This window comes from Kribbella steppae (genome assembly GCF_004342025.1).
Classification (GTDB): Bacteria; Actinomycetota; Actinomycetes; order Propionibacteriales; family Kribbellaceae; genus Kribbella; species Kribbella steppae.
Window position 1 is genome coordinate 276353 of the sequence record NZ_SLWN01000006.1, and the last position, 21905, is coordinate 298257.

Annotated in this window: 22 protein-coding genes; 8 read left to right on the top strand and 14 right to left on the bottom strand. The window is 68.1% G+C overall.

All coding sequences use genetic code 11. The features are described 5' to 3' along the window. Positions 1-8 precede the first annotated feature (8 nt). Positions 9-1112, top strand: a complete 1104-nt coding sequence (locus tag EV652_RS18965; RefSeq protein WP_132210483.1) for a Gfo/Idh/MocA family protein — start codon at positions 9-11, stop codon at positions 1110-1112. A gap of 21 nt (positions 1113-1133) precedes the next feature. Here EV652_RS18965 and EV652_RS18970 read toward each other — a convergent pair whose 3' ends face one another. Next, positions 1134-2108: a zinc-binding dehydrogenase gene (locus tag EV652_RS18970; protein WP_132210484.1), complete on the bottom strand. Its 975-nt coding sequence runs from the start codon at positions 2106-2108 to the stop codon at positions 1134-1136. A gap of 100 nt (positions 2109-2208) precedes the next feature. Between EV652_RS18970 and EV652_RS18975 the strand changes: the two genes are divergently transcribed. Then, entirely contained in the window at positions 2209-3441 is a 1233-nt protein-coding gene (locus EV652_RS18975; protein ID WP_132210485.1) for an ROK family transcriptional regulator, read from the top strand. An 11-nt stretch (positions 3442-3452) separates the two neighbouring features. On the opposite strand, the gene EV652_RS18980 is transcribed toward EV652_RS18975, so the two are convergent. The 6 genes from EV652_RS18980 to EV652_RS19005 are packed head-to-tail and all read right to left on the bottom strand — an operon-like array spanning position 3453 to position 9680. Beyond that, entirely contained in the window at positions 3453-4805 is a 1353-nt protein-coding gene (locus EV652_RS18980; RefSeq protein WP_199238265.1) for a GH1 family beta-glucosidase, read from the bottom strand. Next, positions 4802-5749, bottom strand: coding sequence for an aldo/keto reductase (locus tag EV652_RS18985; protein WP_132210487.1), 948 nt, complete (start codon positions 5747-5749; stop codon positions 4802-4804). The genes EV652_RS18980 and EV652_RS18985 overlap by 4 nt, the downstream gene beginning before the upstream one ends. 3 nt (positions 5750-5752) lie before the next feature. Then, on the bottom strand, positions 5753-6547 hold the full coding sequence (locus tag EV652_RS18990) for a VOC family protein (RefSeq protein WP_132210488.1): 795 nt from the start codon (positions 6545-6547) through the stop codon (positions 5753-5755). Between the two features lie 16 nt (positions 6548-6563). Continuing rightward, the gene (locus tag EV652_RS18995; RefSeq protein WP_132210489.1) at positions 6564-7391 is read right to left on the bottom strand and encodes a carbohydrate ABC transporter permease; all 828 of its coding nucleotides are present in this window, start codon (positions 7389-7391) and stop codon (positions 6564-6566) included. Beyond that, on the bottom strand, positions 7388-8353 hold the full coding sequence (locus EV652_RS19000; RefSeq protein ID WP_132210490.1) for a carbohydrate ABC transporter permease: 966 nt from the start codon (positions 8351-8353) through the stop codon (positions 7388-7390). Before EV652_RS19000 ends, EV652_RS18995 begins: the two co-directional genes overlap by 4 nt. A gap of 4 nt (positions 8354-8357) precedes the next feature. Then, positions 8358-9680 (bottom strand): ABC transporter substrate-binding protein, encoded by a 1323-nt coding sequence (locus EV652_RS19005; RefSeq protein WP_132210491.1) that lies wholly within the window; start codon positions 9678-9680, stop codon positions 8358-8360. A gap of 174 nt (positions 9681-9854) precedes the next feature. Here EV652_RS19005 and zapE point away from each other — a divergent pair, with 174 nt between their 5' ends. The 4 genes from zapE to EV652_RS19025 all read left to right on the top strand — a co-directional run bounded on the left by zapE (position 9855) and on the right by EV652_RS19025 (position 12981). Next, a complete protein-coding gene (zapE, locus tag EV652_RS19010; RefSeq protein ID WP_132210492.1) occupies positions 9855-10895 on the top strand; it encodes a cell division protein ZapE in 1041 nt (346 codons plus the stop codon). Positions 10896-10953: 58 nt separating this feature from the next. After that, on the top strand, positions 10954-11610 hold the full coding sequence (locus EV652_RS19015) for a hypothetical protein (protein WP_132210493.1): 657 nt from the start codon (positions 10954-10956) through the stop codon (positions 11608-11610). A 43-nt stretch (positions 11611-11653) separates the two neighbouring features. Continuing rightward, entirely contained in the window at positions 11654-12523 is an 870-nt protein-coding gene (locus EV652_RS19020) for a polyphosphate kinase 2 family protein (protein WP_199238266.1), read from the top strand. Between the two features lie 77 nt (positions 12524-12600). Then, positions 12601-12981 (top strand): VOC family protein, encoded by a 381-nt coding sequence (locus EV652_RS19025; protein WP_132210495.1) that lies wholly within the window; start codon positions 12601-12603, stop codon positions 12979-12981. 6 nt (positions 12982-12987) lie between these two features. Here EV652_RS19025 and EV652_RS46180 read toward each other — a convergent pair whose 3' ends face one another. Together EV652_RS46180 and EV652_RS19035 are read right to left on the bottom strand one after the other, a co-directional pair. After that, positions 12988-14127, bottom strand: a complete 1140-nt coding sequence (locus EV652_RS46180; protein WP_369410020.1) for a Clp protease N-terminal domain-containing protein — start codon at positions 14125-14127, stop codon at positions 12988-12990. Beyond that, positions 14127-14354, bottom strand: coding sequence for a ribbon-helix-helix protein, CopG family (locus tag EV652_RS19035; protein ID WP_199238267.1), 228 nt, complete (start codon positions 14352-14354; stop codon positions 14127-14129). Before EV652_RS19035 ends, EV652_RS46180 begins: the two co-directional genes overlap by 1 nt. A gap of 47 nt (positions 14355-14401) precedes the next feature. On the opposite strand from EV652_RS19035, the gene EV652_RS19040 reads away from it, so the two are divergent. Both EV652_RS19040 and solA read left to right on the top strand, forming a co-directional pair. Next, a complete protein-coding gene (locus tag EV652_RS19040; protein ID WP_132210496.1) occupies positions 14402-14803 on the top strand; it encodes a VOC family protein in 402 nt (133 codons plus the stop codon). 26 nt (positions 14804-14829) lie between these two features. Further along, a complete protein-coding gene (solA, locus tag EV652_RS19045; protein ID WP_132210497.1) occupies positions 14830-15963 on the top strand; it encodes an N-methyl-L-tryptophan oxidase in 1134 nt (377 codons plus the stop codon). Here the strand turns inward: solA and EV652_RS19050 are convergent. From EV652_RS19050 to EV652_RS19070, 5 genes are all read right to left on the bottom strand, one after another. After that, on the bottom strand, positions 15960-16754 hold the full coding sequence (locus EV652_RS19050; RefSeq protein ID WP_132210498.1) for a sirohydrochlorin chelatase: 795 nt from the start codon (positions 16752-16754) through the stop codon (positions 15960-15962). The two genes, solA and EV652_RS19050, sit on opposite strands and share 4 nt — an antisense overlap. Further along, a complete protein-coding gene (locus tag EV652_RS19055) occupies positions 16751-18037 on the bottom strand; it encodes a sulfate adenylyltransferase subunit 1 (RefSeq protein ID WP_132210499.1) in 1287 nt (428 codons plus the stop codon). Before EV652_RS19055 ends, EV652_RS19050 begins: the two co-directional genes overlap by 4 nt. Next, positions 18037-18984, bottom strand: coding sequence for a sulfate adenylyltransferase subunit CysD (cysD, locus tag EV652_RS19060; protein WP_132210500.1), 948 nt, complete (start codon positions 18982-18984; stop codon positions 18037-18039). The genes EV652_RS19055 and cysD overlap by 1 nt, the downstream gene beginning before the upstream one ends. After that, positions 18981-19667, bottom strand: a complete 687-nt coding sequence (locus tag EV652_RS19065; protein WP_132210501.1) for a phosphoadenylyl-sulfate reductase — start codon at positions 19665-19667, stop codon at positions 18981-18983. The genes cysD and EV652_RS19065 overlap by 4 nt, the downstream gene beginning before the upstream one ends. A 222-nt stretch (positions 19668-19889) precedes the next feature. Beyond that, the gene (locus EV652_RS19070) at positions 19890-21575 is read right to left on the bottom strand and encodes a nitrite/sulfite reductase (protein WP_132210502.1); all 1686 of its coding nucleotides are present in this window, start codon (positions 21573-21575) and stop codon (positions 19890-19892) included. Between the last annotated feature and the right edge of the window lie 330 nt (positions 21576-21905).

The following is a 21905-nucleotide window of genomic DNA, read 5'->3' on the forward strand; positions in this document are numbered from 1 at the left end:
TCGCGACGATGACCCTGTCGATCGGTGTGCTCGGACTCGGAAGTGTGTTCGCCGGCCCGTACGCCGCCCTGATCAGCAAGCTCGAACAGGAAGGGCGCGTGCGGCTGACTGCGGGCTACGATCCCGATCCGGACAAGCGGTCCGCGGCCGCGGACCGGTTCGGTATCGACACGTCCTCCGGCCGGCCGGAGGACCTGATCGGCCGCGACGACCTCGACATCGTGCTGGTCCTGACCAGCATGAACCAGCACGGCTCACTGGCCCGTGTGGCCCTCGCGGCCGGCAAGCACGTGCTCGTCGAGAAGCCGATGTCCACCTCGCTGGAGGAGGGTCGCGCGCTGCTCGAGGCCGCCGCGGCCGCGCCGGGACAGTTGGTGTGTGCTCCGCACGTCGTGCTGTCGCCGACGTACCGGGAGATGCACCGGCGGGTTCGCGACGGCGAGATCGGCGACCTCCACCTGGCCCGGGCCCGGTACGGCTGGTCGGGGCCCTGGTGGGGCCGCTGGTTCTACGAGTCCGGCGGTGGAGCGCTGTTCGACCTCGGCGTGTACAACCTGACCAGTCTGTGCGGGTTCTTCGGCCCGGTCAGGCGCGTCACCGCCATGGTCGGCACCGCCGTTCCGAAGCGTGAGGTCAACGGGGAGCTCGTGACGGTCCGCGCGGACGACAACGCCCACATCGTGCTCGACTTCGGCCAGGCCCGCTTCGCCTCGATCGCGACCGGGTTCACGATGCAGCAGTACCGGTCGCCGGCGATCGAGCTGTACGGCGCCACCGGCGTACTGCAGCTGCTCGGCGACGACTGGGCGCCGGACGGGTTCGAGCAGTGGTCGAACGACCGTGGGTCGTGGGAGTTGTTCGGCGAACGTGACCCGCACTGGCCGTGGACCGACGGCCTGCGCCATCTCGTCGACTGCGTCGAGAACGGTACGCCGACCGTCACCCGGCCCGAGCACGCCTTCCACGCACTCGAGGTGATGCTCGCCGCCAAGCGCTCCGCCGCCGAGGGCCGGGTGATCGACGTGACAAGTACCTTCCCCGACCTCGACTACGACATCCCGACCCGCGCCGCGGAAGACACCCGCCCTGCCCACGACCCCCGCACCTCCTGAGCCACGCTCCGGCGCTCCTTGTCAGGGGATGAGGACGACCTTGCCGGTGGTGGCGCGGTCTTCGAGGGCCTGATGCGCGGCCGCAGCCTCCGAGAGCGGGAAACTCGTCACGAGGGCTTCCCAGCGACCCGAGAACGTCTCCTCCAGGGCCGTCCTCTCGAGCTCGCGCAGCCTCGGCATCATCTTCGGCCCGATCGACCAGTTGGCGGTCAGGCCGCGGGCCATCAGATCGTCGGTGGTGAGCTGGATCGGCCCGCCGCCGGACCACCCGAACATCAGGACCCGGCCGCCGATGCCGAGTAGCTCGAAGGCCTGCTGGCCGTTCTCCCCGCCCACGCCGTCCAGCAGGACGGTGATGGAACGGTCGCCAAGCTCGTTCTTCAGCACGGTCGCCCAGTCCGGGTCCCTGTAGTCGACCGCGTGGTGTGCGCCGAGGTCGCGGACCAGTTGCACCTTGTCCGGTCCGCCGGCCAGGCCGATCACGGTCGCGCCGACGTTACGTGCCGCCTGGACCAGGTAGCTGCCGATCCCACCGGCGGCAGCGGTGACCAATATGACGTCATCCGCCGTCAACTGAGCCTGCGAGAGGATGCCGGCCGTCGTCCGTCCGGTCCCGATCGCGGCGACCGCCTGGGCCGCATCGACGTGGTCCGGAAGCTCGTACAGCGACTCCACCTTCGCGACGGCGAGTTCGGCGTACCCGCCAGGCACTGGGCCAAGGTGCACCACGACCCGCTTGCCGATCCACGCCGTGTCGCCCTCGGGCCCCACTGCCTCGACGCGGCCGGCGACCTCGCGGCCGGGGATGGTGGGGAGCTCGGGCACGGGGATCGGTCCACCACCCGCGGCGCCGGAGCGCAGCATGGTGTCGACCAGGTGGACTCCGGCCGCCTCGACCCGGATCAGCACTTGCCCCTCGCCGGGGACTGGATCCGGTGCCTCCTCGTAGCGCAGATTCTCGGCCGGACCGAACGCGTGCAATCTGATCGTCTTCACAGCCGGAACGCTAGAACCTCAAGATTGCTTGAGGTCAAGATATCCCACTTTCTTACCTTGTGTATTAAAGTGCGGTCAGGGCCGAGGGAGGGACGGTGACGTGGGGAAGATTCTGAAGGGCGCGACCGCGCAGGACACACACAGCGCGATCCTGGACCTGATCCGGTCCAGCGGCACGGTCACCCGGGTCGACCTGGCCGAGCGATCCGGCCTGACCGGAGCGTCCATCTCGCGGGTGGTGAAGCAGTTGCTCGCCGACGGCCTGATCATCGAGACCGGTCTCGGCGACCCGACCGGCGGCAAGCGCGCCACCCTGCTGCAGTTCAACCCGCGTGCCCGGCACGCCGTCGGCATCTCGATCGACACGCCCAGTACGTCGTACGTCGTCACCGACATGAGCGGCCGGGTGATCGAGCAGGTGTCGTCCCGCGGGATCGGCCGGGACGCGCCGGCCACCGCGGTCAAGCGGATCACCGCCGAGCTCGAGGACCTGATCGTCAAGGCGAACATCGAGCCGGCCACCCTGATCGGCGTCGGTGTCGCACTGGCCGGACGCCAGGGCGGGGGAGGCATGCGGCTGCTGCGGACCGACGCGTCGAAGTACGCGTGGGAGCCGTTCGCGGTCCGAGACACGCTGAGCGCCGCGATCGACCACCCGATCGTGGTCGAGAACGACTCGACCTGTGCCGCGATCGGCGAGTTCTGGGCCGGTCGCATCCCGTCCGCGAACGACTTCGCCACCGTCTACATGGCCGCCGGTTTCGGCCTCGGCCTAGTCACGAACGGCGACGTATACCGCGGCTCGTCCTCGAACGTCGGCGAGATCGGCCACATGATCCTGGACGTCAACGGCCCGCACTGCTGGTGCGGTGGTCAGGGCTGCCTCGAGAGCCTGGCCGCGCCGGCCGCGGTGGTGAAGCGGGCCGAGCAGGACACCTCGCTGGTGAATGAGCTGGCTCTGCGCGGTCGTCGGACCGCGGTCCGATCGGACTTCGCGAAGATCGCCCGGCTGGCCGCGGCCGGTGATCCCCGGTGCGTGCGGCTGATCGAGGAGTCGGCGACCTATCTGGCCAAGGCGTTGCTGTCGATCACCAACCTTCTCGACCTGGACCAGATCATCCTGGCCGGCCCGGGCTTCAGCGAGGCCGGCGACATCTACGTCCGGATCGCGGGGACCGAGATCAATCGGTTGTCGTTCGTCCGCGCGATGCATCCGACCCGGGTCGAGCAGTCGAAGCTGGGCCCGAGCGCCGCCGCGCTAGGTGCCGCGTCGCTCGTGCTGCACAGCCAGCTCACCCCACACCAGAAGTCGACCCGCGCCCTGACCAGCTAGGGCGCGTCTCCCTAGTCGGTGAGGAACTTCTTCAGCCAGAGGCCGCTGTTCTTCACCGTCCGCTGCTGCGTCGCGTAGTCGACGTACACGATGCCGAAGCGGCGGCTGAAGCCGTACGCCCACTCGAAGTTGTCCATCAGCGACCAGGCGAAGTACCCCTTCAGCGGCAGGCCTTCCGACGCCAGTTCGCGGCACACCGCGATGTGCTGCTCCAGGTACGTCTGCCGCTCGTGATCCTCGACGGTCCCGTCCGCGGTCAGTTCGTCCGGGTACGCCGCGCCGTTCTCCGTCACGTACAACGGCAGGTCAGGTGCGAGCTTGTTGATCGTGACCAGGATGTCGCGCAACCCGCTCGCCTGGATCGGCCAGCCCATCTGCGTCGTCGGGAGACCGGTGTCAACGGCAACGACATTCTCGCTGCCGGGCTGCGTGGTCGGGCCACCCGGCGACGAGATCGGCCCGTCCGGCGCGGCAACGGTCGTCGGGCAGTAGTAGTTCACGCCCATGAAGTCGAGCGGTGCGCCGATCACCGGCAGATCGCCTTCGAACTGCGCGAACCAGTCACTCATGCCGGTGTCCTCGAGGACGTCGGCCGGGTACTTGCCGGCCAGCAACGGCTCCAGGAACAGCCGGTTCCGCAACCCGTCGACCCGCCGCGCGGCGTCGCGATCGGCGGCCGAGTCCGACGCGGCATGGATCGGCGCCGGGTTGAGCGCGATGCCGTAGGAGCCCTCCGGGCAGCGGATCGCTTCGAGTGCCAGCCCGTGCCCGAGCAGCAGGTGATGGACCGCCTTCAAAGAGTCGGTGCCGACAACTCGTCCCGGTGCGTGCTCGCCGTTCCCGTAGCCGAGGAAGGCCGAGCACCACGGCTCGTTCAGCGTCATCCAGTGCTTGATCACGTCCGACAGCACCGCGTGGGTGACGGCCGCATAGTCGCGGAACCGCTCGGCCGTGTCGCGGACCAGCCAGCCGCCCGCATCCTCGAGCGGCTGCGGCAGGTCCCAGTGGTAGAGCGTCGCGTACGGCGTGACGCCGTGCTCGAGGCAGGTCTCGGCGAGCCGGCGGTAGAACGCGAGGCCGGCCGGGTTGGTGAGGCCGGAGCCGGAGGGGATGATCCGTGGCCAGGCGATCGAGAACCGGTACGCCTTCAGGCCGAGGTCTGCGAGCAGCCGGATGTCCTCGGCGAAGCGCTGATAGTGGTCGTCGGCGACATCGCCGGTGGTGCCATCGGCGATCCGGCCGGGCGTGTGCGCGAAGGTGTCCCAGATGCTCGGACCGCGCCCGTCCGTGGAGACAGCGCCCTCCACCTGGTACGACGCTGTCGCCGCGCCCCAGGTGAATCCGGGCGGGAAGCCGTTCGTCACGATGTCTCCTTAGTGCCCTCGACCCAGTACTGCTGTTCCGGGAGGAGGTTACCTAACCGGTTAAGGAGCTCGCCAGGGAGGTCGGTTTCCAGGGCGGTGAGCAGCGCGTCGACCCGGGCCGGCTTGCTGATCCCGACGACGGTTCCCGCGATGTCCGGGTTGTCCGTGGAGTGACGCAGCGCGGCGGTGGCGAGGTCCGTGCCGTACTCGCGGCAGGCCTTGTCCATCTCCGCGACAGCCTCCAGCACGGCGGGCTGCGCCTCGCGGTAGGCGTACTTCGTGCTGCCCTGCGGGTTCGCGAGGATGCCGCCGCCGTAGATCGCCGCATTGATCACGCCGAGCCCGTCGGCGACCGCCCGCCGGAAGATGTCGCCGGCGGAGTGGTCGACCAGGCTCCAGCGGTTGTGGACGAGCAGCACCTCGAAACCGCCGAGGTCGAGGTAGCGGGCGAGTTCGCGGGTGTCGCCCCCGGCCAGGCCGACGTGCCCGATCTCGCCGTCCGCGCGCAGTTGCATCAGGGTGTCGACAGCGTCACGCATGGTGTCGAAGTCGTGGGCCTCGGGATCGTGCAGGTGGACCAGCGGCAACTCGTCCAGCCCGAGCCGCTCCTTGCTCTCCGCCACGCTGGCCCGGACCCGCGCACCCGAGTAGTCCCCATCGCGCGCGTCCACCTTCGTCGCGACCAGAAAGCCTTCTGGCAGGCCGCCGTACTCCTTGATGGCCTGGCCGATGCGCAGTTCGCTCTCGCCGTCGCCGTACCCGTTGGAGGTGTCGATCCAGGTCAGCGGGCTGTCGAACACGCGCAGTACGAGGTCGACGGCCTCCTGCCGCGTCACGTCGTACCCGAAGACCGCGGGCATGCCGGCGATCCCGCTGCCGCCGGCGCAGACGGCGGAGACGGTGAGGCCGGTGGATCCGAGGGGCCGAAGCCAGTCCTTGTTCATGCCTCAGACCTTAGGGGATGTCCGGTGATCCCCTACGGCGAACGCGAAGCCGTCAGGGTCGACGTAGACGGTCGTGCCATTCGGTGAGACGAGTTGGCCGAGGCCGGTCGGTGGGTTGCCGTCGAGCTCGGCGTACGCGAAGCCGGCGACGTCGAGTTGCGGCGCGCGGGAGGTCTTGTCGACGTCGTAGGTGAACACCTCGAGGACAGTGTCACCGCCCTTGAGATAGCCGATGCTGAACCCGCGGTTGTCGTGCGGCTGCTCGATCGTGCCGATGAACGAGAAGCCGTGATGCTCGGCGTAGTACGCGCTGGTCCGCTCGCGGTCGTCGATCGTGATGGCGATATGGTCGAATCGCGGCCGCTGCGGTACGCCGAGAGCCCGCTCTCGTGCGACCCCGTGTTCGTCGAGTACGGCGGCGTACTGCAGGTCACCCTGGATCATCTCGAGCAGCGTGCCGTCCGGGTCGTAGAAGAAGCAGATCCGGACCGCGCCCTCGGCATCGAGCGGATCGAGCGTGAACTCGACCCCGGCGGCCTTCAGTACGGCGGCCCGCTCGTCGAGCCGGTCGACCTTGAACCCGATGTGCCGGAAGCCCTTCTGCAGATCGTCGCCGACCCAGGTGCTGAGCTCCCGGCCGTTGCCGACGGCCCGTAACTCGATCGTCGCGGTCACCGCGTCCAGCACGGCGCGCTCGGGTGTCGGCTCGCCGACGAGCCGGAGCTCGAGGAACTTGGTGTAGTACTCGATGGAACGCTGCACGTCGGTGCAGTTGACCACGACGTTCTTGATCGGCATAGGACCTCTTTCAGCTCTAGTTCTTGACGGCGCCGAGCATCATCCCGGCGACGAACTGCCGCTGCATCCGGACATAGACGATCACGACCGGTACGACGGACAGGGTGAGACCGGCGGTGAGCGCCGGCCAGTTGGTGGAGTACTGGCCCATCAGCGTGAACAGCACCGGCTGCAGCGGCAGCGAGTCGGTGTTGCGCAGGACCGTGTTGGCGATCAGGAACTCGTTCCAGGTGGAGAGGAACTGGAAGATCACCACGGTCGCGATCCCGGGCCGGGTCAGGGGCAGGATCACCCGCCGGAAGATGGTGAACTCGCTGCCGCCGTCGACCCGGGCGGCCTCGATCAACTCGTCCGGCAGCGTCTGGAAGAACGCCCGCATCAGGAACATCGCGAACGGCGCCGATCCGGAGATGTAGAGCACCAGCAACCCGGTCTGGCTGTCGAGCAGGCCGAGCGATTTCAGCTCGAGGTAGAGCGGGATGATGAGCGCCGTCGACGGCATCATCAGGGTTGTCAACAATAGGACGAACAGGGTGTTGCGGAACGGGAAGTCGAGTTTGGCGAAGGCGTAGCCGCTCAGCGTCGCGAAGACGAGGACGCCGATGACGGTGACCGAGGTGATCCAGACGCTGTTCCAGAAGTGCAGCGGGAACTCGATCGACGTCCAGGCTTCCTTGTAGGCCGTGCCGGTGACGCTCCGCGGGAAGAACGGCCCGTTGAAGATGGTGTTCTGCTCTCGCAACGAGGTAAGCAGCATCCAGACGAACGGGAACGCCATCAGCACGCAGAACGGCGCGAGGACGAAGGTCGCGAACGACTTCCCGAGCCAAGGTTTGCGGTTCATCGATCCGCCCTCCGGGTCAACCAGAGCTGGGCGATGACGGCCAGCGTGCACAGGACCATGGTCACGACGCTGAACGCGCTGGCGTAACCGAGCTGCGGGATCGACCCGGACGTCGAACCGAACGCGAGCGAGTACAGATACGTGCCGAGAACCTCACTGGCGTGGTTCGGACCGCCACCGGTCATCACGAAAATGATGTCGAAGGCCTTGAACCCGTTGAGCAGCCCGAGGCTGACGACGAGACCGGTGACGACGCGCAGGCTCGGGACGGTGATGTGGCGGAACTGCTGGACGGTGTTCGCGCCGTCCACCGCGGCCGCTTCGTACAGACTCGGATCGATGCCCTGCAGACCGGCATAGAAGATCAGCATGGTGAAGCCGATCCCGCCCCAGACCGTCACCACGATGATGGCCGGCAGCACCGTCTTCTGGTCGGCCAGCCACGGATGTTGCAGGCTGTCGAGACCGATTGCCCCCAGCAACCTGTTCAGCGTGCCGATGTTCGGGTCGTAGATCAGTTTCCACAGCACCGCGGACACCACGAACGAGACGATGCCCGGGATGAACAGGATCGTCCGGACCAGGACGCCGACCCTCGGCCAGACGGCGTTCACGAGCACGGCGCTGACGAGTCCGAGGAAGGTGAGCAGCGCCGTGGTGACACCGGTCAGCACCAGCGTGATGATCATCGCCCGGCGGGCGACCGGATCGGACAGCATCCGGCTGTAGTTGTCGAAGTTGACGAACCTCGGCGTACCGAAGCCTCCCCACGAGGTGAGGCTCAGGTACGCCGTGTAGAGGATCGGCCAGAGCACGAACGCCAGGAACAACGCGAACGTCGGCAGCATGAACAGGTAGCCGGCGACCCGCTGCGACTTCCGCAGCGGCGATCCGAACCGGTACGACGTACGGCGGGGGAGTGCACGTGCTCTGGTTTCCGAACGGGACAGGGTTGTCACCATCCGATCAGCCGCCCTTGGCGTTCAGCACGGCCTGCTGCATCTCCTTCGCGACAGCCGCCGGATCGCCCTTGCCGTCGAAGATCTTGGCGAGGGGATCGCCGGCCGCGACCGAGCCGGGACCGAACGGGATGTGCGGGCAGCCGTCGCCGTCCAGCAGCCAGGACGTCATCTGCTTCATGATCGGAAGCTCGATCCGCTGTGCCGCGCTCTTGGTGGCCGGCATCGAGTTGGAGTCGTTCATGGTGGGGGAGTACTCGTCCGCGGAGTACAGGAACTTGAGGAACTCCAGCGCGGCGTCCTTGTTCTTGCTGGTCTCCGAGACGGCCCAGCCGGCGCCGGCCTGGTTGGCGGTCCAGTGCCGTTTGCCGGACGCGAGGGCCGGGGTCTTCATCACCTTGTACTTCTTGACGAAGGCCGGGGTGGCGTCCTGGACGAGACCCTGCGGGGTCCACGATCCGTTGAACAGCATCGCGGACTTCTCGGTGTAGAACAGCTGCGGCGCCTGGTCGCCGCTGGTGCCGGTCGTCCCGGGCTGGAAGACGCCGCCCTTGACGATCTTCTGCTGGAGCTTGATCGCGTCGACGACCTTCGGGTCCTCGTACGTCGCGCCGTCCTTCAGCTGATCGAGTTTGAGGTAGAAGGTCGGATCGTCGGCGACCTGGGTGATGAGCGGCAGGAAGAAGTCCAGCGAGCTCGTGGTCGGGTTGCAGCTGAGTGCCACCGGGTGCTTGCCGGTGGCGCGGATCTTCGCCGCGGCCGCGATCAGGTCGTCCCAAGTCTCGATCTCGTCCTCGCCGACACCGGCCTTCTTCAGCAGGTCCGGGTTGTAGAACAGGCCGAAGGTCTGCGCCATCCAGCCGACGGCGTACTGCTTGCCGTCCAGCGTGTACTCCTGGTTGGCGGAGTCGAAGAAGTCCTTCAGGAAGTCGTCGCCGAGGTCCTTCTTCAGGTCGGCGGAGATGCCGCCGGTGCCGTAGGTGAGCGCCCGCGTGTGCGGCGCGAAGATCTCCGGGACGTCGCCGCCGGCCACTGCCGCCTGCAGTGCGGGCAGGTACTGGTCCGGGGTGCCGAAGATCCTGTTCTCGATCTTGATGTTGCTGTGTGCCGCCTCGAATTTCTCGATCAGCTTCGGGAACTGCGCCTCCTGGTCGTTGTACCAGGACCACATCCGCACGACGGCCTTCCCGCCGCTCGTGGTGCCGCCGCTGCTGTCACTACCGCCGCAGCCGGTCAGCGCCGAACCCAGTCCGAGCGCCGCCGCCCCACCCAATGCGCCCTTGAGAACCGTCCGCCGCCCCACCGTCGCGGCTACCCGTCGTTCGCCCATACCGACTCCTCAGTCAGTCACCTCACGAACCTCGCACTCAACTTCCTAACTGAAAGTAAGAAAGCGGTCAAGGTCACGTCAAGGCCGTCGCGAAGTTTCCCGACTTTCCCGCGGCGTCTCAGGTCGAGGGGCTGGGCGACGCGCGCCGAGTGGCGCGAGCTTAGGGTTGGGCGCATGGTGATTCGGTTGAGTGAGCGGTGGCCGGAGGTGAGCTCGGATCGGCTGCTGTCCGAGTGCGTACCCCCGCCGCGCTTTGCCGACGTACGTTTCTCCACATATCGCCCGGCCCCGGACGAACCTTCACAGGCTGACGCCCTGGCCGTGCTGACGTCGCGGGCTGTGGGGCTGGCGAAGCCGCGGCAGGCACCGAGTCTGTGGTCGCGTCTCCGCGGTCGCACCGAGGACCCCGGCAAACCCGGCGTCTACCTCGACGGCGGGTTCGGCGTCGGTAAGACCCACCTGCTCGCGTCACTGTGGCATGAGGCGGCCGGGCCGAAGATGTACTGCACCTTCGTCGAGCTGACCAACCTCGTCGGTGCGCTCGGCCTGCGCACAGCTGTCGAGGCACTGTCGTCGTACCGGCTGATCTGCATCGACGAGTTCGAGCTGGACGATCCCGGCGACACGATGCTGATCTCCCGCCTGCTCGGCCAGTTGGTCGCTGCCGGCGTCGAGCTGGCAGCCACCTCGAACACGCTGCCCGACAAGCTCGGTGAGGGCCGCTTCCAGGCGATCGACTTCCTCCGCGAGATCCAGGCCCTGTCCGGGCACTTCGACGTACGCCGCATCGACGGTCCGGACTACCGCCATCGTGGCCTCCCCGTAGCGCCCGAACCGTGGCCCGACGCGCAGGTGGAGACGGTCGCCGCCGAGCGAGCCAATGCATCCTGCGACCACTTCGTCGACCTGCACCGCCATCTTGCTGAGCTACATCCGAGCAAGTACGGCGCCCTCCTCGACGGCGTGGACACCGTGGCCATCACCGACATCCGCCCACTGACTGACGAGAACGTTGCCCTGCGCCTGGTCGTGCTGGCCGACCGCATGTACGACCGGAACCTTCCGCTCCTGGCCGGCGGCGTCCCGCTGGATCAGCTCTTCTCCGCCGACATGCTCAAGGGTGGCTACCGCAAGAAGTACCTCAGAGCCCTCTCGCGCCTCATTGCCCTCGCGAACGCGGGCATGGTCCCCGAGACCAGCACAGTCGTCCCATAGTTGTTGCGAGTGCGTTGCGCCGCGGGCCTATAGCCCCTGGTCGTGCTTCGCTTGGGTGGTGCTAGGCGACCTGCGTACTGCGGTGCTGTATGTCGGGCTGCTCGCGATGAGCCTGGTACTGCTGGCCGTCGGCGGGTTCGTGCAGTTCGACGACTTCTCGGGCGACGGCAGCAACGAGTGGAACCTACCGTTGGGCGCGATCGCGGTGGTCGGCCCGATCGGCGCCGTACTGGTTGCCTGGAAGGACGCCAAGGCTCGGGTGTGGTTGGGTGTGGCGCTCGGGGTGCTGTTCGGGTTCCTGCTGTGGCAGAAGATCGCGAACGATGGGTTCCGGTTCATCTGGCATCAGGATGAAGGCGAACTGGCCCAGCTGACGGTCGTGGTTGTGCTGGTCGCGGCAGTCCTCGTCGCTACCGGTGTTCAGTCGAAGAGCGAGCCGGCTGCCGGCAGATGGCTGGTGCGGGCTGCGATCTACCTGTGCGGCTGCGCGGTCTTGGTGCTCGTCGCGGTCGTGGCTGGTACGGCGTACTACAACGCGACCGACTGCGAGAACGCCGACCCCGACTGCCTCTCGCTGCTGGGTGGCATGGCCTGGGGCGTCTTCTCGCTCCCGGTCGCCGCGGTGGCGATTGTTGTGATCGAAGTGGTTCTGCAGCGCGGCCGGAAGCGGCGGCGAGCGGAGTCCGGCGAGACGGCGCTGGAGAACCGAAGCTGACGAGCTGCGCTCAACTGCGGTGTCGATGAGGCAGGATGGGCGAATGGCGAAGCAGAAGAAGGGTCAGGCGGCGGATCAGGGTGGGCTGCTCGAGCAGTTGCGGGTGCCGTCGGGGCCGGTGGATCTGAGCAAGTACGACACACGCGCGACGCCCGGGTTCAGCGGGACCAAGGACGAGGGCAAGGTCGCGCTGGCGAGTCTCGGTGACGAGCTGTCCGACTGGCAGGAGCGTCTGTTCGCCGAAGGTCGCAAGGGCGCAGAGCGCAGCATCCTGCTGGTCCTGCAGGGGATGGACACGGCCGGCAAGGGCGGTGTGATCCGGCACGGTGCCGGGCTGATGGATCCGCAGGGTCTGAAGATCACCTCGTTCAAGGCGCCGACGGCGGCCGAGAAGCGGCGCGGGTTCCTGTGGCGGATCAAGCAGGCGCTCCCCGACCCCGGGATCATCGGGATCTTCGACCGGTCGCACTACGAGGATGTGCTGATCGCACGGGTTCGCAGCCTGGTCGCGCCGCCGGTGTGGAACCGGCGCTACGGGCAGATCAATGATTTCGAGGCCGAACTGGCCGCCAGCGGGGTGACGGTGCTGAAGTGCTTCCTGCACATCTCGGCCGAGGAGCAGAAGGCGCGGCTGGAGGCGCGCCTGGACGACCCGACGAAGCACTGGAAGTACAACCCGGGCGACGTCGACGAGCGTGCACACTGGCCGGCGTACATGGAGGCGTACGAGGCGGCCCTTGAGCGCTGCAACACCCCCGAGGCGCCGTGGCTGGTGATCCCGAGCGACCGCAAGTGGTACCGCAACTGGGCCGTCACCGCGATCCTCCTCGAGACCCTGAAGACCCTCAATCCCGAGTGGCCGAAGGCCGACTTCGACGTAGAGACCGAAAAGCAACGCCTCGCCGCCACCTGATCACGCGGGATGACGAAACGACAGGTGGGTACGGGCAAGAGCGAGCAGGAGGTGACGGGGCCGAGAGGAGTGGAGTGATGGCTACGGTTTCGGTTCGGTACATCGTGAACGACGTCGACGCGGCGGTCGACTTCTACACCAAGCACCTCGGGTTCGACGTGCAGATGCGGCCGGGTCCAGGGTTCGCCGGGATCACCCGCGGCGACCTGCGGCTGCTGCTGTCCGAGCCGACCGGGCCGGGCGGTGCAGCCCAGACGATGCCTGACGGCCGCCGGCCCGAGCCGGGTGGCTGGAACCGCATCCAACTGGAAGTCGACGACCTCGAGTCGACGGTCGGCGCATTGCGCGCGGACGGTGCGGCCTTCCGGAACGACATCGTCACCGGCCGCGGCGGCCTCCAGATCCTCCTGGACGACCCCTCCGGCAACCCGATCGAGCTCTTCCAGCCGACGAACTGAGCACCGTCAGGCGTCGGGGTCGATGTCGTGGCGGCGGAGGAGGGCGCGGAGCTCGGCGACCTGCTCGTGCAGACGTTCGTTCTCCTCGAGTACGGCGCTGAGCTCGGTGAGCAGGTGATGACGGCGGCCGAAGGTGGTCCAGGCGGTGCCGGCGTCGTCGGCGAGGAAGCCCGTCACGGCTGACTCGACGCGCTGCTTGTGACCTCGCCACTCGGTCACCTTGCGTCGGACCTCGTCGAGATCCGCGCCGAGTTTCATCAGGATCTGCGCGGCCACGCCTTCTCCGTCACGCAGCAGGCCGAGCAGGAGATGTTCGGTGTCCAGGACGTCGTCGCCCAGGTCGCGGGCCTCCTGGTAGGCGTGTTCGAGGATGCTCTTCGCGCGCGGAGTGAACGGGACCGTGCTCGAGGTGGGATGCGCACCCCGGCCGATGATCTCCACGACGAGATCACGGACGGCCGGTGCGGTGATTCCCAGACCGGCCGGCCGCCAGCCGGTGGCGGGATCTCCGGAGAGCACCTTCGCGGCCAGGCCCTGTCCTTCCTCGATCAGCCCGAGCAGCAGGTGCTCGGTCCCGATGAAGTTGTGCTGCAACTGGCGGGCCTCGACCTGCGCCAGGACGACGACCCGCCGGGCCCGGTCGCTGAACTTCTCGAACATTCCCTCACCCCTCCACAACTCTTCGCCGCCGGGCGCCTGGCTCGCGCGGAGGTTTGCGACCTCGTCCTCGAGCAGCAGTTCGACCCGGAGATGTTCCTGCAGGTCCTCGGCGGTCACCCGGTCCGGACTCAGCCGCGCGCGGATGAAGTCGGCGACCTCAACCGGCGTGGCGCTGTCCGCCGTCAGCCGATCCAGCAGTTCGTCCCATTCCTCGACCGGCTCGAGCCGCAGATCCGCCTGATTCACCGCGACGAACTGCAGCACGACCGCGACCGTCACCACCCGGTTGGCGCCCTCGAACGGCCGCGCCCGGATCAACCCGCTCAGCAACACCGCCGCCGCCTCGACCAGTCCGCTGGTACGGCGTACGTCGGCCAGGACCTGATCGACCGCGTCGAGGTTCGTCCGCCGTACCGCGTCGTCCGATGAGCAACGCAGCACACGAGCCGCCACCGCGAGTACGTCGTACGCGTCGAGGAACTGCATCAGTCGTCTCCGCGGAGGCGTCGCAGCGACTCCTCGTGGCGGACCAGGTTCTCGTCGAGCAGGCGGCTGAAGCGGCGGTCCTGCCGGCGCTGATCCACCAGCGCTGCGATCGCCTCCCGCGCGACGTCCGACACCGAGCGGCCCTCGACCGACGCAACCGTCTGCAGCCGCTCCGCCAACTCCGGATCCAGCCGCAACAGGATGTTCTTCGTCGATTCCTTCGCCATAGATAGAAAGATATCACGCTAGCTGCACCTGGGGCGGGTGAAAAATAGTGCGCAAGTTCAGAGCTCCGCAGATCACGTTCTACTCCGATGACCTCGCGAGCCTTCGGGCCTTCTATCTCGGCCTCGGGTTCGAGCAGCGGTTCCAGCACCCGCCGGAGGGGCCGCCGATCCATGTCGAGCTGACCCTCGACGGGTTCAACCTGGGCATCGCCGACGTCGAGTCGGCCCGCAAGGACCACGGGCTCTCGCCGAACCTCGCCGGCCGGGCAGCCGAGCTGGTGCTGTGGTGCGACGACACGGACGGGGAGTACGCCCGGCTGACCGCCGCCGGCTCCAAGTCGCTGTCCGAGCCGCACGATTGGCTCGGCAACCTCCGCATCGCCTGGATCGCCGACCCCGACGGCAACCCGATCCAGCTGGTCCAGTTGGTGAGCCCCACCACCCACTGAGCTCGGGCATCGGCCAGGGTTGGAGGATGGAGACTGTGCGGGCGGATGTCGTGGTGGTCGGGTTGGGCGCGTTCGGGTCGGCGGCGTTGTGGCGGTTGGCTCAGCGCGGTGTGAAGGTCGTCGGGATCGAGCGGCAGGGGATCGGTCATCCGTTCGGGTCGTCGCATGGGAGTACGCGGCTCTTCCGGGTCGCGTGTATGGAGCATCCAGGGCTGACGCCGATCGCGCAGAAGTCGCTGGAGCTGTGGACCGAGCTGGGGGAGCGGACCGGCGAGGTCTACGTCCGCCAGACGGGTTCGCTCAATGTGGGTGCACCGGGCAGCCGTCCGGTCAGCGGCGCACGACGAGCCGCGGCCGGGGCCGGCGCTCCGACAACGGACCTGAGCCACGACGAGCTCACAGCCCGCTTCCCGCAGTACGACGTACGCCCGGAAGACGTGGCCGTCTGGGACCCAGGCGCCGGAATCTGTTATGCCGAGCCGACCCTCCGAGCGCATGTCGCGGAGGCTCAGCGGCTGGGTGCAACGGTCTACCCGCACACGATGGTGACCGCGATCGACCTCGAGCCGGACCACGTCGAGGTGCGGACGCCGACCATCAGCATCCACACGGATCAGGTCGTCGTGTGCGCGGGTGCCTGGCTGGGCAAGCTCGTGCCCGGTCTACCGCTGTCGCCGCGCCGTACGCCGCTCTTCTGGTTCCAGCCCAAGGATCCTGCGTCCGACGCGTTCCAGCTGAAGAACTTCCCGGCGTTCATCTGGGAGTTCCCGGACGGCCGCGGCCTGTGGGGTCACGGGTCCGACGAGGACTTCCTGGTCAAGGTCGGTCTCGACGGCGCAAAGCGCGCCCGAGACTTCGATCCCGACGAGCTCGACCGCTACATCCATCCGCGCGAGGACATCTCCGAGCTGGCGGCAGCGATCACGGCCTCGTTCCCGGACCTCGATCCGGAGCCGGTGAAGGTGACCCCGTGCATGGTGACGGACTCACCTGACGGCCAGTTCCTGGTCGGGCGACGTGACGAGCGGCTCGTGATCGCCGGCGGCGACAGCGGCCACGGCTTCAAGCATTGCGCTGGCGTCGGTGAGCTACTGGCCCAGCTCACGACGAAGGAGACGCCGTACACCGACGTCTCCTTCATCGATCCCTTGCGTTACTAAGCCGTGCGGACGAGCTCCGGGCGTACGACGGTCGGCCGCGGGGCCGGCGCCAGAGTGAGCAGGTCGAGCCCGGCAACGCCGTACCGCAGCAGCACGAGCCGTGCCACCTCAGCGCTCACACCCAGCGGCCGCGAAACGGCGACTGCACCGGCACGGCGGGCAGTCGACTCCGCGCGGTCCGGCAGCACACCCGGTGCGAGGAACAGCGAGCCGACAGCCACGTGCCGACGACCCTCCAGCCGCCACTTCAGCACAGCCTCGGCCGGCGACGGCGTGGCAGCGCAGGTGAACGCCGCGGTCACCGGCAGCTTGTGCCGCTGACCCCACAGCCGCGCGAGCCGGGTCACGCTCGCGTTCGCCTGCGAGTCGCTCGAACCGGCGCACGCCAGCACCAATGCGTCCAGCTCCCGCACCCGGCCGTCCTTGAGCTCGGCGCGCATCCGGCGATCGAGTACGTCGAGCAGCGACTCGTCGTACCCGAGGACGTCCGAGGCGATGATCCGCAGCGCCGGGAAGCGGCTGCGGGCCTCGTCGACGACGGCCGGTACGTCGATCCGGGCGTGGTACGCCGACGACAGCAGCAGCGGCAGGACGACGACTTCTTCCACGCCCTCGGCGGCGAGCTTGCCGATCACCTGGTACGGCGTGGGCGGGCAGTGGTCGAGGAAGGAGGCTTCGATCCGCAGGTCGTCACGCAGGTCGCGCAGGCACTTGACGAGGGCGTGGACGGTGGCGGCCGAACGCGGGTCGCGGCTGCCGTGGGCGAGGATCACGAGCGCTGGAGCAGTCACAGCAGTTCCCCTTCTTCGTCGTCGATCATGCCGGCCGCGAGCGTCCACCCGTCGTGGGCGTCGATGAGCAGGAACGATCCGGTGATGGCGTTGCTGGAGTACGGGTCGGCGGCCAGCGGTGCGGCGACCTTGAGCTGCACCTTGCCGATGTCGTTCAGGTCGAGCCCGGCGGCGTCGATGACTCCGAGCGTGTCCAGGTCCAGCGCGCCGTTGATCTTGGTCACGATGGCCTGGGCAGTTGTGGTGGTGTGCTTGATCAGCAGCCGGGCGCCCACGGTCAGCGGGCGGTCCGACAGCCAGCACACAGTGGCGGCCAGCTCCCGGCGGGTGCCGGGGGAGGACTCGGCCGCGACGATCACCGAGCCGCGGGCGACGTCGAGGTCGTCGGCGAGCCGGACGGTGACGGCCTCGCCGGCGACCGCGGACGGCCGCTCGGCGACCGCGGTCGAGGTGGCGGTGACGACCGCCTTGTCGATCCCGGCGACCGACGTACGGCGGCCGGCCGGCAGCACGACCACCTGGTCACCGACGGAGACGGTGCCGGAGGCAACAGTGCCGGTGTAGCCGCGGTAGTCGCGGTACTCGTCGTCGGTCTGCGGCCGGATCACGTACTGCACCGGGAACCGCAGCGCCTCGCGGGAGGTGTCGGTCCGCCCGTTGGCGTTCTCCAGGTACTGCAGGAGTGTCGGCCCGTCGTACCAGGGCGTCTCGGCCGAGCGCTCGACCACGTTGTCCCCGACCAGTGCGGACACCGGGATGGCGTGGACGTCGGCGATCCCGAGCTGGTCGGCGAGCTGCGTGACGTCCTTCGCGATCCCGGTGAAGACGGCCTCGTCGTACCCGACCAGGTCGATCTTGTTCACCGCGAGTACGACGTGCGGCACCCGGAGCAGACCGGCGACGGCCAGGTGCCGGCGGGTCTGCTCGAGAACACCGTGCCGTGCGTCGACCAGGATGATCACCACATCCGCGGTTGACGCGCCGGTCACGGTGTTGCGGGTGTACTGCACGTGCCCGGGGCAGTCGGCCAGGATGAAGGAGCGCTTGTCGGTGGCGAAGTACCTGTAGGCGACGTCGATCGTGATGCCCTGCTCACGTTCGGCCCGGAGGCCGTCGGTGAGGAGCGCGAAGTCGAAGTCGCCGCCGCGGGCTTCGGAGACGGTCTGTACGTGCGCGATCTGGTCGGCCAGGATCGCCTTGCAGTCGTGCAGCAGCCGCCCGACCAGGGTGGACTTCCCGTCGTCGACCGAACCCGCGGTGGCAAGCCGGAGGAGCGTGCTCATCAGAAGTACCCCTCTCGCTTGCGGTCTTCCATCGCCGCTTCGCTGACCCGGTCGTCGGCGCGAGTGGCGCCGCGCTCGGTCAGTTCGCTGGCCGCGACCTCGACGACCACCTCGGCCGGGGACGTCGCGGTCGAGGCGACCGCGCCGGTGCACGACATGTCGCCGACCGTCCGGTAGCGCACCACGCGCTGGGAGACGGTCTCGCCGTCGCGTGGCTGCGAGTAGGGGCCGACGGCAAGCAACATGCCGTCGCGCTCGAACACGTCCCGCTCGTGGGCGTAGTAGATGCTCGGCAGCGGGATCTGCTCGCGCTCGATGTAGTTCCACACGTCCAGCTCGGTCCAGTTGGACAGCGGGAACACCCGCACGTGCTCACCCGGCCGGTGCTTGCCGTTGTACAGCGACCACAGCTCCGGCCGCTGGTTGCGCGGGTCCCACTGACCGAACTCGTCGCGCAGGCTGAAGATCCGCTCCTTCGCCCGGGCCCGCTCCTCGTCCCGGCGCCCGCCGCCGAACACGGCATCGAACCGGTGCCCGTTGATTGCGTCCAGCAACGGAACGGTCTGCAGCGGGTTCCGGGTCCCGTCCGACCGCTCCCGCAGCCGGCCGTCGGCGATGTAGTCCTCGACACTGGCGACCTCGAGCCGCAGGCCGAGCGCGTTCACGGTCGCGTCGCGGTAGTCCAGTACTTCCTGGAAGTTGTGCCCGGTGTCGACGTGCAGCAGCGAGAACGGGACACCGGCCGGCGCGAACGCCTTCCGGGCCAGGTGCAGCATGACGATCGAGTCCTTGCCGCCCGAGAACAGGATCACCGGCCGCTCGAACTCCGCCGCCACCTCCCGGAACACGAAGATGGACTCGCTTTCCAAAGCGTCCAACTCGGTCACCGTCTGGGGAGCGCTCGTCGTGCTCAGGGTCGCCTCCGGGGCGTCGATGGTGGCCGTCATGTGTGGAGTCCGCATTCGGTTTTGCCCTGGCCTGACCAGCGGCCGCTGCGGGGGTCCTCGCCGGGGGCTACGCGCTGGGTGCACGGCGCGCAGCCGATCGACGGATAGCCGTCGTACTGGAGCAGGTTCACCAGTACGCCGTTGTCCGTGATGTAGGAGTCCAGGTCGTCCTGGGTCCAGGGGGCGATCGGGTTCAGCTTCACCATGTCGCGCTTGGCGTCGTACTCGATGACCTGGGTGTTGGCCCGGGTCGGCGCCTCTTCCCGCCGTACGCCGGTCACCCAGGCCTTGTAACCGGACAGCACGCGGTTGAGCGGCTCGACCTTGCGGAGCGCGCAGCACTTGTCGGGTTCGCGGGCGAACAGATCCTTGCCGTACTCGGCGTCCTGCTCCTCGACGGTCTGCTTCGGAGTGGCGTTGATCAGGTTGATCGGCAGCGTCGCCGCCACCGCGTCGCGGGTGCCGATGGTCTCGGCGAAGTGGTAGCCCGTGTCGAGGAACAGCACGTCGACACCGGGGGCCGCCTCGGCCGCGAGGTGGGGGAGTGCCCCGTCTGCCATCGAGGCGGTCACCACCAGTTCGTCACCGAAGGTCTCCCGCGCCCACGCCAGCACTTCCTGCGCCGAGGCGTCGGCTAGTCGTTCGTTGGCCTCCTCGGCCAGCGTCTTCAGATCCGTGCTCATTCCACCGTCACCCGCAGTCCGATCATCTTCAGCTGGAACACCCGTGCACACGGCCGGCACTCCCACGCGCCATGGCCTTCCTCGGAAGGACGAAGGTCCTCGTCCCCGCAGTACGGGCAATAAAGAGGTGCCGCTCGCTCACTCATCGCCGTCCTCGCTTCGCTGCGGCGGCGATGGTGAGCGAAACGCTGCTGCGCTGAACTGTGAACTCACTTCGTTCGTTCACTGCAAAGCCTCCTCATCCGCTCGGGTGACCCACTGGGCGAAGCGCTCGCCCTCGTTGCGCTCCTTCAGGTAGTTCTGGGTGATGCGCTCGACGTAGTCGGCCAGACCGGCCGAGGTGACCTTGTGGCCGCGCAGCTTGCGGCCGAAGCCGGCGTCCAGCCCGAGGCCGCCGCCGAGATGGACCTGGTACCCCGGGACCTGGTTGCCGTCGGCATCGCGGACCAGTTGGCCCTTGAGGCCGATGTCGGCGACCTGGATCCGGGCGCAGGAGTTCGGGCAGCCGTTGACGTTGACCGTGATCGGCACGTCCAGCTCGGGGATCCGCTGTTCGAGCTCGCCGATCAGCTCGGCCGCCCGGGCCTTGGTCTCGACGATCGCCAGCTTGCAGAACTCGATCCCGGTGCACGCCATCGTGTTGCGCCGCCAGGCCGACGGCCGGGCCTGGTAGCCGAGGTCGCCGAGCTGCTGGACCAGCGACTCGACCTTGGACTCCTCGACGTCGAGCACGATCAGCTTCTGCTGGGCGGTGGTCCGGATCCGGTCCGACCCGTGTGCGGCGACCACGTCGGCCACCTTCGCCAGGGAGCTGCCGGACACCCGGCCGACCACCGGCGCGACGCCCACGAAGTACCGGCCGTCCTTCTGCTTGTAGACGCCGACATGGTCGCCCTGGACCGCGGGGATCTCCGGCGCCGGGCCGTCGATCAGCTTCCGCTTGAGGTATTTCTCCTCGAGAACCTCGCGGAACTTCTCGACACCCCAGTCCGCGACCAGGAACTTCAGCCGGGCGCGGGTCCGCAGCCGCCGGTACCCGTAGTCGCGGAAGATGCTGGTGACGCCCCACCAGGCCTCGTGCACCTCGTCGATCGGGATCCAGGTGCCGAGCCGCTGCGCGAGCATCGGGTTGGTGGACAGACCGCCGCCGACCCACAGGTCGAAGCCCGGTCCGTGCTCGGGGTGGACGACCCCGACGAACGCGATGTCGTTCACCTCGGGTACGACGTCGTGCGACGGGTGACCGGTGAGCGCGGTCTTGAACTTGCGGGGGAGGTTCGAGAACTCGGTGGAGCCGATGTACTTCTCGACGATCTCGTCGATGGCCGGTGTCGGGTCGATGATCTCGTCCGCGGCGATTCCGGCGACCGGGCTGGCGATCACGACCCGCGGCACGTCACCGCAGGCCTCGGTGGTGTACAGCCCGACGGCCTCGAGCTTCTGCCAGATGGCCGGCACGTCCTCGACCCGGATCCAGTGCAGCTGGATGTTCTGCCGGTCGGTGATGTCGGCGGTGTCGCGCGCGTAGGTGCTGGACACCTCGGCGATCACCCGCAGCTGCTCGGTGCTGAGTTGGCCGCCCTCGATCCGGACCCGGAGCATGAAGTACTTGTCGTCCAGCTCCTCCGGCTCCAGCGTCGCCGTCTTACCGCCGTCGATCCCGGGCTTGCGCTGGGTGTACAGACCCCACCAGCGGAAGCGGCCGCGCAGGTCGGCCGGGTCGATCGAGTCGAAGCCGCGGTGCGCGTAGACGTTCTCGATCCGGGCCCGGACGTTGAGTCCGTCGTCGTTCTTCTTGTTCTCCTCGTTCTTGTTCAGCGGCTCGCGATAGCCGAGCGCCCATTGGCCTTCGCCCTTGCCCTTGCGAGGGCGGGCCGGCTTGCGGGGAGGAGAGGTGACGCCAGTCATCGGGAACGTGTCCTTGTCCTCGTGACAGGTGCGTCCGCTGGCGGTGGGCTCGAAGCGTCGTCGGTTCGATGCGTTCCGCGCGGTGCGCACCCAGCGGTGATCGGGGGTGATCAGGGGCCGTCATTGGCCCGGCGGGGTCGCTGTCAGAACATCGAAGGACAACAGATGGCGCTGCGCATCCGCCCGAGGTCGACATGAATCCGACCTACGAGATGAGTGGAGCGGGCAGCGAGCATGCTGATAAGCGTCAGCGCCAACGCCTGACAAATCAACTCCCAATCCTGCATCGTGAGACCCAGTCTCACGATACGGCTATCTCTACCAGCCTGG